At 41.7% G+C, this 13,109-nt stretch carries 12 protein-coding genes; 8 read left to right on the top strand and 4 right to left on the bottom strand.

Features of this window, described 5'->3' with window-relative positions; translation table 11 throughout:
* The first annotated feature begins 7 nt into the window (after positions 1 to 7).
* The 5 genes from H4075_RS20210 to H4075_RS20190 all read left to right on the top strand — a co-directional run bounded on the left by H4075_RS20210 (position 8) and on the right by H4075_RS20190 (position 4,493).
* Positions 8 to 733 carry a type III pantothenate kinase gene (locus H4075_RS20210; RefSeq protein ID WP_182802622.1) on the top strand — a complete coding sequence of 242 codons (726 nt, stop codon included), beginning with the start codon at positions 8 to 10 and terminating at the stop codon, positions 731 to 733.
* Positions 708 to 2,063 carry a hypothetical protein gene (locus H4075_RS20205; RefSeq protein WP_182802621.1) on the top strand — a complete coding sequence of 452 codons (1,356 nt, stop codon included), beginning with the start codon at positions 708 to 710 and terminating at the stop codon, positions 2,061 to 2,063. The genes H4075_RS20210 and H4075_RS20205 overlap by 26 nt, the downstream gene beginning before the upstream one ends.
* Complete coding sequence (lptC, locus tag H4075_RS20200) at positions 2,056 to 2,634, top strand: LPS export ABC transporter periplasmic protein LptC (protein WP_255460245.1); 579 nt, start codon at positions 2,056 to 2,058, stop codon at positions 2,632 to 2,634. Before H4075_RS20205 ends, lptC begins: the two co-directional genes overlap by 8 nt.
* Before the next feature lie 192 nt (positions 2,635 to 2,826).
* Positions 2,827 to 3,282: a MarR family winged helix-turn-helix transcriptional regulator gene (locus H4075_RS20195; protein ID WP_182802619.1), complete on the top strand. Its 456-nt coding sequence runs from the start codon at positions 2,827 to 2,829 to the stop codon at positions 3,280 to 3,282.
* Between the two features lie 8 nt (positions 3,283 to 3,290).
* The gene (locus tag H4075_RS20190) at positions 3,291 to 4,493 is read left to right on the top strand and encodes a glycoside hydrolase family 10 protein (RefSeq protein WP_182802618.1); all 1,203 of its coding nucleotides are present in this window, start codon (positions 3,291 to 3,293) and stop codon (positions 4,491 to 4,493) included.
* A gap of 63 nt (positions 4,494 to 4,556) precedes the next feature.
* Here H4075_RS20190 and H4075_RS20185 read toward each other — a convergent pair whose 3' ends face one another.
* On the bottom strand, positions 4,557 to 5,576 hold the full coding sequence (locus H4075_RS20185) for a hypothetical protein (protein ID WP_182802617.1): 1,020 nt from the start codon (positions 5,574 to 5,576) through the stop codon (positions 4,557 to 4,559).
* A gap of 189 nt (positions 5,577 to 5,765) precedes the next feature.
* On the opposite strand from H4075_RS20185, the gene H4075_RS20180 reads away from it, so the two are divergent.
* On the top strand, positions 5,766 to 6,500 hold the full coding sequence (locus tag H4075_RS20180) for an LOG family protein (RefSeq protein ID WP_182802616.1): 735 nt from the start codon (positions 5,766 to 5,768) through the stop codon (positions 6,498 to 6,500).
* A gap of 79 nt (positions 6,501 to 6,579) precedes the next feature.
* Here the strand turns inward: H4075_RS20180 and H4075_RS20175 are convergent, their stop codons facing one another.
* Positions 6,580 to 7,677, bottom strand: a complete 1,098-nt coding sequence (locus H4075_RS20175) for a glycosyltransferase (protein ID WP_182802615.1) — start codon at positions 7,675 to 7,677, stop codon at positions 6,580 to 6,582.
* Between the two features lie 241 nt (positions 7,678 to 7,918).
* Here H4075_RS20175 and H4075_RS20170 point away from each other — a divergent pair, with 241 nt between their 5' ends.
* Entirely contained in the window at positions 7,919 to 8,170 is a 252-nt protein-coding gene (locus H4075_RS20170) for a hypothetical protein (RefSeq protein WP_182802614.1), read from the top strand.
* Between the two features lie 94 nt (positions 8,171 to 8,264).
* Here H4075_RS20170 and H4075_RS20165 read toward each other — a convergent pair whose 3' ends face one another.
* Positions 8,265 to 9,320 (bottom strand): mannose-1-phosphate guanylyltransferase, encoded by a 1,056-nt coding sequence (locus H4075_RS20165; protein WP_255460244.1) that lies wholly within the window; start codon positions 9,318 to 9,320, stop codon positions 8,265 to 8,267.
* Positions 9,321 to 9,418: 98 nt separating this feature from the next.
* Complete coding sequence (locus tag H4075_RS20160; RefSeq protein WP_182802612.1) at positions 9,419 to 10,393, bottom strand: KpsF/GutQ family sugar-phosphate isomerase; 975 nt, start codon at positions 10,391 to 10,393, stop codon at positions 9,419 to 9,421.
* A 253-nt stretch (positions 10,394 to 10,646) separates the two neighbouring features.
* Here H4075_RS20160 and recQ point away from each other — a divergent pair, with 253 nt between their 5' ends.
* Complete coding sequence (gene recQ, locus H4075_RS20155) at positions 10,647 to 12,959, top strand: DNA helicase RecQ (protein WP_182806746.1); 2,313 nt, start codon at positions 10,647 to 10,649, stop codon at positions 12,957 to 12,959.
* The last annotated feature ends 150 nt before the right edge of the window (positions 12,960 to 13,109 follow it).

Below are 13,109 nucleotides of genomic sequence, written 5' to 3'. Positions count from 1 at the left end.
TGCACACATGTCCACTACCATTTGTTTCGATTTCGGTAACACCCGTTTAAAAGCGGCGGTGTTTGAACAGGATCAGCTGAAAGAAATTATTATTCTGCCCGATGATAACCGTTCAACAATTGAAGAAGTGGTTGAAAAATACAAACCACAGTTTACCATTCTGTCGTCGGTAGTAAATCATCAATCCGTGGTGGAAGATGTACTCAGCAGCACTACCAACTTTCATAAGTTATCGCATCTCACAAAACTACCCTTCAGTACCCCGGTTGGTAAACCTGAAACCATCGGTGCCGATCGGTTGGCACTTTGTGCAGCCGCTGTTTATCTGTTCCCCAATAAAAATAATTTAGCCATTGGTTTAGGCACCTGCATCACCTATAATTTCATCAATAATCAGAATCAGTTTTTGGGAGGCAGTATATCACCCGGTCTTGAAATGCGTTTTAAATCGATGAACGACTATACAGCCAAGCTGCCATTGGTAAAAATGGAGTGGAATTTTCCGCTGATTGGCTACGATACCAAGACTAATTTACTGAGCGGCGTGGCTTGGGGAATGGCCAAAGAGATCGATGGAATCATTGATGCCTATGCTGAAAAGTACGGGAACTTTAACGTGCAATTAACCGGGGGTGATACGCTTCATTTTGCTCCTCTGCTCAAAAACCAGATATTTGCAGACCCTCAACTAATATTTAAAGGTCTGTATGCAATATGTGAGTTCAATCGGTAAGCGTGTTTCGTTGGTGTTCGTGCTATCGTTATCAGTTATTTTTCCCGCTATTTCACAGGATAATTCGCCCTGGAGCCGTTACGGTTTAGGTGATATTGTTCCTACGGGCAATGTTGCCACAAGAGGCATGGGCCATTTAGGAGCTGCATATAGCGACTTTCAGACAATCAATTTCGTAAACCCTGCTTCGTACAGCCGTTTTGGCTTACAGCGTTCGATCCTCGATGTGGGCATCGACATCAACAGTCGTAAGCTGAGTAATAACAGGGGTGATACCTATACTTCCAGCAATGCGGTGATCCCTTACCTGGCAGCAGGTTTCCAGATCAAACCGGTAAAATCAAAAGTAAACTGGGGATTGGCCTTTGGTCTTCGCCCAGTTACAAAGGTGAGTTACAATATTCAGTCGGGCGGCCGTCTTCCTTCCGGAGACAGCACCGTCACACTTTACGAAGGAACAGGCGGTAGCTACCAGGCATTTTTGGGTACCGCCATTGGCATTAAGAATTTCAGCATTGGTGTGAATGGCGGTTACCGTTTTGGTACGGCCGATTATACAACCAGGGTAAATATTTACAACGACACTGCCTTTGGCCGCTACCGCAGTGGTCAGAAAAAGATCCGCAATAAGTTTGGTGCTGCCTTTGCAGAAGTGGGCGTACAGTATATGATCAAACTTAAGGTTGATACAGTTAGCCGCAAATCAAGTGTGTTGCACTTGGGTGCTTACTCAACTTTGCAAACCAAGATGGGTTCAACACGTGATGAACTTTATGAAACCTTCCTGATCGATCAATCATCAGGAAATGACCAGCAACTTGATTCCGTTTCAGAAGTAAAAGATATCAAAGGAAATATCCTGTTTCCTTCAACTTATGGGTTTGGGTTAATGTATGAGCATGACGGAAAGAGCAGTTTGCGTTTAGGTGCAGACTATGTACTCTCAAAATGGGGCGACTACCGTTACAATGGAGCAAAAGATATGCTGCAGGACGGATGGCAGATAAAAGTTGGCGGACAGTTTATACCTGATATTACCGGCCGTTCAAAATCTTACTGGAGCCAGGTAATGTACCGTGCAGGGTTTAATTATGGTCTTGAGCCGTACACTGTTGATGGCAATATGAACACTTATGGTATTACTTTTGGTGTAGGCTTACCTATCAAACGTTTTACTTACCAGGAGATCAATAAGAGCAACGTAGTAAATACAGCCTTTGAATTTGGCCAGCGTGGTAACCGCACTATGTTATTACGTGAAAACTATTTCAGGTTTACTGTTGGTTTCTCGTTGAGTGACATCTGGTTCATTAAACGGAAATATGATTAATAATCGCAACCATATTTTTTCGATAAAGAAAGCAGCAGCACTAATCATAGGCTGCTTTTTTTTCTTGGCATGCGAGAACGATCTGGAAAAAATCCGTGACATGCAACGCACCCGTCTATCAGTTGATGAGGTGAAAAATGTAACCAGTTACCTAAGCCAGGGCGGCAGAATGAAAGCCAAACTAACCGCACCGCTCATGCTTCGATACTTCGATAGTGTTCCAAGAGTTGAGTTTCCCAATTCATTGCATGTTGATTTTTATAACGACAGCATGCAGATCGAGAGTTATCTCGATGCCAAGAAAGCCTGGTATTACGAACAGCAAAGCCGCATTGTACTAACCGATAGTGTGGTGGTGATACGTATTGATGGCGATACACTAAAAACCAACGAACTTTATTGGGAACAGAATTTGCATAAGCTGTATACCACAAAAGATGTTGAGATCAGGCAAAAAACAAAAACCATCTTTGGTAAAGGCTTTGAAAGTGATGAACAACTGAAGAATGGCCGTATTGATTCTATTACCGGTATACTCTTGGTTGGCGCATCGAAATTTGCAGGCAACTAGAAGCCTTTTATCCGTCCCTCCGATTATACAAGATTGAACAGCGATAACACAACAATCTACCTTTGGAAATTATTTAGTGACCGGCAACGTAATTAAGAGAGTTGTTAAAAAACTGGATCTTTTGCTGAGATAACAATTGACGGATATTAAATTCGTTTGTGTGCAAACCTTTCATTTAAAAACTACCAGCTTATGAGTTTAGAAACGGATATCAAACAAATAAGAAAGTTCAGAAATGAACATCATAAAACAGTTGTCAATCTCATCTTTACGCATAACTGGGTTACAGAAAAACTAAAAGAATTTTTGGATCAGGAAGATCTCACGCTTCAGCAATTCAACATACTCCGCATTTTACGTGGCAGTGATACACCTCTTTCAACATTACAGATACGTGAACGTATGCTTGATAAAATGAGTGACACCAGCCGTATTGTTGACAGGCTCATTTTGAAAAATCTTGCAAAGAAAACCATCAGCAAAAAAGATAAACGGCTTGTTGATGTGATCATTACAGCAAAGGGGAAAAAACTTCTGCATAAACTGGACAGTGCACAGTCGTTCATTGATGGTGTAATGAATAACCTTTCAGTAGAAGATGCCAAACAACTCAACTCTTTGCTCGATAAAGTGCGTGGTTCTGATTAATTTCGGATATGGCACGTGGTTATTTTCTTTTCATTCTTATTTTTTTGCAATCTGTTGTTGCGGCGCAGCCTAAACAGGAGTTCAGGGCCGTATGGATCGCAACAGTTGATAATATTGACTGGCCATCGAAGAAAGGTATTCCGGTCGATTCGCAAAAAGCAGAATTCATTCGCATACTTGATCTGCATAAAAGCAATGGGATGAATGCAGTGATCATGCAGGTGCGTCCTGCAACCGATGCATTTTATCCTTCCCCTTACGAACCATGGAGTGAATGGCTCAGCGGTATACAAGGCAAACCTCCATCTCCTTATTACGATCCGTTAGAGTTTATGATCACGGAAACGCACAACCGTGGAATGGAATTTCATGCATGGTGTAATCCTTACCGTGCCGATTTCAGTATTGGAAAAGCATCTATTGCTCCATCGCATATTACACGCCTTCATCCATCATGGTTTTTAGATTATGGTGGTAAAAAGTATTTCGATCCGGGGAATAAAGAAGCACAGGCATTTGTAGTGGAAGTGATCCGTGACATGACAGTACGTTATGATGTGGATGCCATTCACTTCGATGATTATTTTTATCCTTATCGAATTGCAGGCAAAGAATTTCCTGATTCAATCTCTTATCAACAATATAAAAATGGACTTACAAAAGATGATTGGCGAAGAAGCAATGTTGATTCGGTCATTGTTGCGTTGAGCCGTATGATCAAACAAACAAAACCCTGGGTGAAGTTTGGTATCAGTCCGTTTGGTGTGTGGCGCAACAGTGATCAAGATCCGAGAGGCAGCAATACAAAAGCCGGACAAACAAACTACGATGACTTGTATGCAGATATTCTTTTGTGGTTGCAAAAAGACTGGATCGATTATGTGGCTCCACAACTCTATTGGGAGTTTGGACATAAAGCAGCGCCTTATGAAGTATTAATTGATTGGTGGAGCAAACATACCTACGGCAAACATTGTTATATTGGTTTAGGAATTTACCGTGCAGGCAGCAGCGATGCATGGAAAGACAGTACGCTTATTCCACGACAGATCGAATTGCTGCGCAACACACCCAATATGCAGGGCATGATCTTCTTCAGCAGCAAGACATTTAATAAAAATCCCAATGGCTGGAATGATAGTTTGCGGTTGCACTATTTTAAAGAACCGGCATTGGTGCCTGAAATGAAATGGATGCCAAGGAAGAAATAAACAGACATATAAAAACCGGAAGAAAACTCTTCCGGTTTTTTATTACTTATAATAGCAGTTATTTTAATCGCAATGATTGAGGTTAATCCAGTCGCCAATACGGCCAGCTGCTGAACCTGCTGCTGCATTGGTAGAATTTGCACTCTTAGGCTGAACTTTTAAAGTTCCATTTGCACCATCTGCAGAAAGCTTTGGTTTTGTACTTAACCAGTTCTGTACAATTGTTACATCTGCCCATACAGTTGCGGCGGGGAGTACATTATCATCACTCAATAAAATAGCAGCTACCTGTAAGAATCCTTTTTTTGCATCAGAAATACCGCCTGCGTTTGATGTATTCCAAATAGCTCTTCCTTCTGCTTCAGTATAAAATTGACCACCAATGGTTACAACGCCTGCTTCAGCCCCATTTACATCGGGCCACACTACGCCTGGTTTTGCAAACCAATAACCTTGACTAAAGCTGCAACCTTCTTCTACTTCACAACCAAAGCCGGGGAAACAGAATGTACCACATTTTGTTGTTGCACCACTTTTATAGTAAGCGGTAACTGCAGGATCAACATCTACATTTTTATCGATTGTTAAACGATAATAACTTTTTGCAGCATCTGTAGTTCCTAAGTTAAATTTTAAAACGTTTACCGTTGTTATGTTACAATTAGGCGTGTTGAACGAATTATCTACTTCAAAAGATGGAGTAAACGTTGTCCAATCGGTTCCGTTTGTGCTGGTTGCTCCACTCACCACATCTTCAAACGTAACGCAAGACCCTAAGGTAATATCCCAATGACTGAGATTTTGAATAGTTCCATTTGTGCCATTACCCGGTTTTGGGTTTTGTACACTCCATGTCCAGGTGTAGGTACCATCACCATTACCGGTAACACTTTCCAATACTACATTGTAAGGACCCGCACAGGTTGATTCACCAGTTGCAGGAAGCGTAGTGTTAAGTGTGGCCGAAGGAGCAGAAACACGTGCGGCTTCGTTTTCTTTTTGTTCAATGCTGAGGTCTGCATTCTTTTCGCAACCAATAAACAGGGATACGGCAACAGCCGAAAAAAACAGGATTTTTTTCATTACTGACTTTTTTGTGATTTAAAATGATTGGTCCCGATAGGAAGAGGGGGTACGTTCAGCAGGATATACGGAGAGACAGTAAAAATACGGCTCACCACAGGTACATACAAATGTTATTTTTTTTCATCTGTTATAGATGAGCAGAATATGATCTGTTGTTACCTTAACTTTCAGTTATAAATGACCGTTATGAATAGTCCCAGTGAAATAAAATTTTTAGAAGGTCCGCAGAGTCGCTGGCGTGAATTTAAGTTTGCATGGAAAGTACTACTTGAATTTATCAGAGGTTACAGAAGCCTGGCCTTTGTTGGTCCCTGTGTTACCATATTCGGATCGGCACGTTATAACGAAGGGCATGAATACTATGAACTCACACAGAAAGTTGGAGCTGAAGTTGCAAAAATGGGCTTTACAGTAATGACGGGTGGTGGTCCGGGCTTAATGGAAGCTGCTAACCGTGGAGCAAAACAAGTAGGTGGGCGAAGTGTTGGTTGCAATATCGTGTTGCCGCATGAACAGGATCCAAATCCTTACCTGGATACATGGGTAAACATCCGCTACTTCTTTGTACGCAAAACATTGCTCATTAAATATTCTTACGCCTTCATTTGCATGCCCGGTGGTTTCGGCACATTGGATGAGTTGTTTGAATCAATTACATTGATCCAAACAAAAAAGATCAAAGACTTCCCGGTGATTGTAATGGGCAAAGCATTTCATAAAGAAATGATGGAACATGTGCAGCACATGAAAGAGCGTGGTACCATTTCACCAAACGATGATCAATTGTTTATTTTAACTGATTCGGTTGAAGAAGCAATGGAAGTATTAAGGGAGAAGAGTATTAAACGTTTTGAACTGAAGCATGAAACACAAAAACCATTTTCATGGTTGTTTGAACGAAAGAACTGGATTGGAAAATAATGCTCATGGGTTAGTTATGGCATACTTATCAGGCAGGTTGATTAATGGAAGCAAACTCCATAAGTTTGCCATAACTCCGTTACACTTCGGTTAGTAGTTCAACCTGTTTGTTTATTACTTCTTTGTACAGTTCAAAATCAACATCGGTAAAAGGATTTCGATAAGAAAAATCTTCAGCAGCGGTAATTGCTTTTTGCATACTTACATCAGCTTGTGAAATAAAAGGGAACAATTGCTGCTGCTGCATATACGTTGCAAGATATTCCTGCTCCGGCTGACCGGGTGTTGGAATGAGCACTGCTTTTTTTTTCAACCGGATCAGATCCATCAAAGTTGTATAACCACTTCTGCAAATGATGAGTTGTGATGAACACATCGCTTCCTGCAAAGCAGCGGCTGGTAAATGATTGTGTACTGTGATGTGTGCCGGTAATTGCAAGGTGCTGTTTTCTTTTTGTGGTAATCCCCGCACAAGTATAACCGGTTTAGTAAGTGATGAAAGTTGTTCAATTAATTTCTCTTCAAGTATGGTCCGTTGTGGTTCGGGGCCTGACAATAAAATCATCTGGCTGTATTTTATTTCACTGACAGTTGGTTGCATACGTGACAACAAACCAAGATAAACAGGATGAAGAAGAGGTTTTGCCGGATGTGCTAATTCACCTGCAAGATTCTGGCTGCCTTCAAGGTCGGGCACCCATACTTCATGGAAGTTTTTCATGTAACGGCTGTGCAATTTTTGCAGCAAACGGTTCAGCCATTTCCCTTTTCCCGAATTGATCAAAAGTTGGTGTGTGATGTAAACAGAAGGAACATGTTTACTGTAAAACCCCGGCCGGTTATCGCTGATGATGAGATGAAACTGTTCTTTCTGCAACAATTCACTCAGCCATTGTTGTTCGTAACGGATGCTTTTCAAAATTCCCGGCAATTGTTGCAGCATACTGCCAAACAGCGATGCATTTTTACTATACCTGATACCGTAACCTTTCAGCGCTTTGATCTCGATGCCGGGAAATTCACTACTGAGTAAAGCGGCGGCTGCCCCGTCGGCAGCAAGTACAACTTCGTGCCCGTTTTCCTGTAAGGAACGGACAACAGGAATACAGCGGGTAGCATGACCCAGACCCCAATCGAGAGGTGCCAGCAGTATCCGTTTGTTTTTTTCGCCGTTCATCGCAGAAATGACAATAATTGTGGGGGAAAGTAGTTATTTTAGAAATCACGATTTAAACAAATATCCAATGTTCCGAAAAAATTTTGTGAGTTTGCAGATGCAGCGTTCAACTAAGTTTGGTTTTCTTTTGTTATTAGTTATGATTACTTTGTTGGGAAGCGGTTGTAGTGCATCAAAGAAAAACAGCTGTGGATGTCCCAATAAAAAGGGAATGGTGGGTTATTAAAAATTGCTATCTGTTATGAACCGGAATAAGCGGCGGGATTTACTTGTGTTGCTCAATAATGAACACCGGAGCAAAGAAGCTATTGATCACGAAGTGGAATGGCTGCACGAAGTATTGTATCATGTAGAGGAGCTGGAAAATTTCTGCAAAGCACATGAACTCATCGATCTAAACCGGTATAAAGTTTACACACAATCCGGCCGGGTAAAGAAAGCGGTAATGCGAAAAGACTTTAAAGCGTTTGAATTTATCAGTAATAAGAATTAAGTAGATCGAATATAGAAGATAGTAATACAAAAAAGGGAGATGATTAATCATCTCCCTTTTTCTATCTGCTGAATACTATCTCCTATATTCTTCTTTAGAGAAACTTATCTCCTTTATTACGTTTCACTTCCGCCACATATTCTTTGATCTCCTGTTCTTTTTCTTTTTTACAGATGAGTAATACATCGTGTGTATCAACCACAATAAAATCATCGAGCCCCTGCAAAAGGATTAATTTTTTATCAGGAGCATGAACCACATTCTTAGTTGCATCAATGATCATGACATGCTTACCTGCCACAGCATTGCCAAAATAATCTTTCTCCATGTTTTCATAGGCGCTGTTCCAGGTGCCGAGATCGCTCCATCCAAATGATGATGGAACTACATAGACATTATCGGCTTTCTCCATAATACCATAATCAATGGAGATATTGGTGCATTGCGGGTAGATGCGTTCAATGGCTTCCTGTTCAGTTGTAGTATTGAAATGTTCTTTCTCAGCCACAAACACTTCGTTCATCTCAGGAAGAAACTTTTCAAATGCTTTGATGATGTTTTTCACTTTCCATACAAAAATGCCGGCATTCCATAAAAAGTCGCCACTGGCTAGAAAGGTTTTTGCCAGCTCAAGATTTGGTTTCTCGGTGAATGTTTTCACTTTGTACACATGATCTGCAACAGGCATGGCTTCGTGTTGAATATAACCGTAGCCTGTATTAGCATAAGTAGGTTTAATGCCAAGTGTAACCAGTGCATTGATACTATCTACGAAATCAAACGCATCAGTACAAACTTTGGTAAATGCAGGCGCATCAAGAATTAAGTGATCGGCAGGTGCACAAATCAGTAAACCTTCTTTGTTGATCAATTGCAGTTTGTGTGCGATGTAGGCCACACAGGGCGCTGTATTTTTTCGTGAAGGCTCACACAAAATATTTTCAGCAGGCAGGTCGGGCAATTGTTTTTTTACAATATCAGCATACTCTGTGGAGGTAACCACATATATATTTTCATTGGGGATGAACTGGAGGTAACGGTCATAAGTTGACTGTATCAATGTTCTTCCTGTATGCAAAATATCTAAAAACTGTTTGGGAAATGCCGTGCGACTCATGGGCCAGAAACGGCTGCCGATTCCTCCGGCCATGATTGCAACGTAATGATTTTTATTCATGGTGAGTAGTCAATGGTGAATGGTGAATGGTGAATGTAGCTTCTTGCCACTTACCACTCGCCACTTACTTTTTATATCAATCCTTCTTTAATTAAATCGTGCAAATGTATAATGCCAAGGTATTGTTTGTTGTTAACAACCAATAATTGACTGATATTATTTTTCCGCATCAGTTCCATTGCGTCAATCGCCAATGCTTCTGCTTCTATTGATTTCGGATTTACGGTCATGATCTGTACCGCCGACACTTCATCTAGGCGATTATTCTTCTCCAGCATTCGACGTAAGTCACCATCAGTGATCACGCCCAACAATTCATCAGCCGCATTTACAACAGCAGTGGCACCTAAACGTTTCTTCGATATCTCAACAATTACTTCTTTCAGTAACGCATCAGCCATTACTTTCGGTTGTTCATTGTGTATGTAGAGATCAGCTACACGTAAGTATAATTTTTTGCCCAATGCACCACCGGGATGAAACTTGGCAAAATCTTCACTCTTAAAACCACGTAATTCCATCAACGCAACAGCCAACGCATCACCCATCACCATTTGAGCAGTAGTGCTGCTGGTTGGGGCAAGATTGTTGGGGCAGGCTTCCTGGCTAACGGTTGTATCGAGTAACAGATCACTTTGTTTAGCCAAATAGGAATCAAGATTACCGACCATACCAATGACAGGATTACCAAAATTCTTCACCAGCTGTGCCAGCACTTTTATCTCAGGGCTTTCACCACTCTTGCTGATGATCATCACCACATCATAACTGAGAATCATCCCAAGATCACCATGAATGGCTTCTGCAGCATGCAGGTAAACAGCCGGCGTACCTGTGGAATTAAATGTGGCGACAATTTTTTGAGCAATCACTGCACTTTTACCGATACCGCTTACGATCAAACGGCCCTTGGCATCAAGGATGGTTTGGCAGATCTTGCTGAAATCGTCGGTGAGCTGAGATGCTAACCCTTCGATGGCTCCGGCTTCCAAAGCGATGGTGCGGCGGGCTACTTCTAGCGGGTTCGTATGCTGTAATTGTTCCATTGGCGGGGCAAACCTACTGTAATTCAACAGAACAGAAAAGAGCCAATTGTGTAAATCTTATGGCCGGCGTTCAGGAAAAATCAATTATCTTAAAATAAGGCTTTTTTAGCAGCATTTTGACGAATGGGGAGGGATAAGCTCCCCCGTTTTCAGTAACTTCGTGCCCCTTACAAAACAGCCACTCTGAGCTGTAACAGTCAACTGCCCGTAGAAAGTCCAGTTTGTTAAACCAAAGAGTGAAGGAAAAAAAGTGATGACAACAGTTAAGAAAAAAGCTCCGTTAAAAGCGGCAAAAACAACAACCATCGTAAAGGAAACGGCTAAAAAAGCCACTGCTAAGTCAAACGGTAAAAAAACGGGCGCAACTGTAGCAGGTATTGATCTGTACGCAGCTCTCAACGAACATTTTGGCTTCGATGCATTTAAAGGAACCCAGGAAGCAGTGATCACCAACCTGCTGAGTGGGAAAGATACATTTGTAATTATGCCCACGGGCGGGGGTAAAAGTTTGTGTTACCAATTGCCTGCTTTGGTAAGTGAAGGTGTAGCGATCATTGTTAGTCCGCTTATTGCCCTCATGAAAAACCAGGTTGATCTTGTGCGCAGCTACAGCAGCAAAGATGATGTGGCGCATTTTCTCAATTCAACATTAACCAAGAAAGAAATAAAAGAGGTGCATGATGATTTGCTGGCAGGCAAGACAAAAATGCTGTACGTGGCACCTGAAACACTGACCAAACAGGAAAACATGGAATTCTTCAGCGATCTGAAGATCTCCTTTTTTGCTGTGGATGAAGCACATTGTATCAGTGAATGGGGACATGATTTCCGCCCTGAATACCGCAGGCTGAAAGAGATGATGGACCAGATCAACCCCGATATTCCCATCATTGCATTAACGGCCACGGCCACTCCAAAAGTGCAGAGTGATATTGTAAAGAATCTCGGCTTACGTAATCCTGATATTTATATTTCCTCGTTCAACCGTGGAAATCTTTACTACGAAATTCAACCCAAGATCAAAAAAGATCAAACGGTGAAAAGCATTGTGAAGTTTATTTCACAAAACAAGGGCAAGAGCGGTATCATCTACACCCTTAACCGTAAAACAACGGAAGAGCTGGCCGATATGCTGATGGCAAATGGCATTAAGGCTGTGGCTTACCATGCAGGGTTTGATGGAAAGGTGCGGGCAGATCGACAGGACCAGTTTTTAAATGAAGATGTGCAGGTAATTGTTGCCACCATCGCCTTTGGTATGGGTATCGATAAGCCGGATATACGTTTTGTAATCCACTTCAATATTCCGAAGAGTATTGAAAACTATTACCAGGAAACAGGGCGTGCAGGGCGTGACGGTATGGAAGGAAAATGTATCCTTTACTATTCGCACAAAGATGTGAGCAAGCTGGAACATTTGATGCGTGACAAACCATTAAGTGAACGTGAAGTAACTGCACAAATGATCCAGGAAACAGTTGCTTTTGCAGAAAGCTCTGTTTGCCGAAGGAAAATATTGCTGCATTATTTTGGTGAAGAATACCAGCAGGAAAATTGCGGCAACTGTGATAACTGTCTGCATCCAAAAGAAAAGATCGAAGCAAAAGACGAAGCTGTGATTGCACTGAAAGCCATTAAGGCATTGGGCGAACGCTTTGCAACAGAGTATGTGATTCCGGTGATCATGGGCAGGTTAACACCACAGAGCCAAATGTATCGCCATGATCAGATCCCTGAATTTGGCAGCGGTAAAGAAAAAGATATGCATTTCTGGAATTCACTCATCCGCCAGTTATTGCTGCATGGGTTAATTCAAAAAGATATTGAAGAATATGGTTTGCTCAAATTCACCAAGGCAGGTGAAGCGTTTTTGAAAAAGCCGAAGAGCTTTAAAATTGTTCTCAATAATTTATACGAAGAAGCTACTGCTGATGATGATGAAGGAGCCGATGCAGGTGGCGGCGGCCTGGCATCAGACGATAAGTTGTTTGAAATGCTGAAAGAACTGCGGCAGAAAGAAGCAAAGAAAAAAGGATTGCCACCGTTTGTGATCTTCCTCGAAAACTCTTTGCTTGATATGGCCACGCTTTACCCAACAACCTTGGAAGAGCTGGAAAAATGCCAGGGTGTGAGTAAAGGGAAATCCATCCGTTATGGCAAACCTTTTGTGGAAATGGTAGCTAAGTATGTGGAAGAAAATGAAATAGAAAAGCCCGATGAGTTTGTGATGAAGAGCGTGGTGAATAAGAGTGGCAATAAAGTATATCTCATTCAGAATGTTGACAAACGTATTCCGCTTGAAACCATCGCCAAGAACAAAGGCTGGCGCATGGATGAAATGCTGGAAGAAATGGAAACCATTGCTGCCAGTGGCACAAAACTCCGTTTGGATTACGCCATTGATGAATGGCTGGATGAATACGAACAGGAAGAGATCATTGATTATTTCAAAACCTGCAGCACCAGCGATCTGAAAATTGCGCAGCAGGAACTGGAAGATGGTGGTTATAACTGGGAACAGCTGAAGATTATGCGGATCAAGTTTTTGAGTGAATATGGAATGTAAGCCGGAGGCAAGGTCCAAAATAAAAGGCACAAGGTTCAAGGAAAAAGGCAAGGCACAAGAAAGAAAAATCCAAGGAACAAGAACCAAAACCCAAGGGTAAAGACTTCTGTGAAAATCAGTGCTATCAGTGAGAAACAATTGAATTTGAAA

The sequence above is a fragment of the Lacibacter sediminis genome (assembly GCF_014168535.1).
Classification (GTDB): Bacteria; Bacteroidota; Bacteroidia; order Chitinophagales; family Chitinophagaceae; genus Lacibacter; species Lacibacter sediminis.
Note: the sequence above shows the minus strand (reverse complement) of the source record. Positions and strands in the feature narration are given on the sequence as shown.

Bases quoted from the DNA above. Each gene is read 5' to 3' on its own strand.
- H4075_RS20210 (WP_182802622.1), top strand. From the start codon at position 8: ATGTCCACTACCATTTGTTTCGATTTCGGTAACACCCGTTTAAAAGCG.
- H4075_RS20205 (WP_182802621.1), top strand. From the start codon at position 708: ATGCAATATGTGAGTTCAATCGGTAAGCGTGTTTCGTTGGTGTTCGTG.
- lptC (WP_255460245.1), top strand. From the start codon at position 2,056: ATGATTAATAATCGCAACCATATTTTTTCGATAAAGAAAGCAGCAGCA.
- H4075_RS20195 (WP_182802619.1), top strand. From the start codon at position 2,827: ATGAGTTTAGAAACGGATATCAAACAAATAAGAAAGTTCAGAAATGAA.
- H4075_RS20190 (WP_182802618.1), top strand. From the start codon at position 3,291: ATGGCACGTGGTTATTTTCTTTTCATTCTTATTTTTTTGCAATCTGTT.
- H4075_RS20185 (WP_182802617.1), bottom strand. From the start codon at position 5,576: ATGAAAAAAATCCTGTTTTTTTCGGCTGTTGCCGTATCCCTGTTTATT.
- H4075_RS20180 (WP_182802616.1), top strand. From the start codon at position 5,766: ATGAATAGTCCCAGTGAAATAAAATTTTTAGAAGGTCCGCAGAGTCGC.
- H4075_RS20175 (WP_182802615.1), bottom strand. From the start codon at position 7,677: ATGAACGGCGAAAAAAACAAACGGATACTGCTGGCACCTCTCGATTGG.
- H4075_RS20170 (WP_182802614.1), top strand. From the start codon at position 7,919: ATGAACCGGAATAAGCGGCGGGATTTACTTGTGTTGCTCAATAATGAA.
- H4075_RS20165 (WP_255460244.1), bottom strand. From the start codon at position 9,320: ATGGCCGGAGGAATCGGCAGCCGTTTCTGGCCCATGAGTCGCACGGCA.
- H4075_RS20160 (WP_182802612.1), bottom strand. From the start codon at position 10,393: ATGGAACAATTACAGCATACGAACCCGCTAGAAGTAGCCCGCCGCACC.
- recQ (WP_182806746.1), top strand. From the start codon at position 10,647: ATGACAACAGTTAAGAAAAAAGCTCCGTTAAAAGCGGCAAAAACAACA.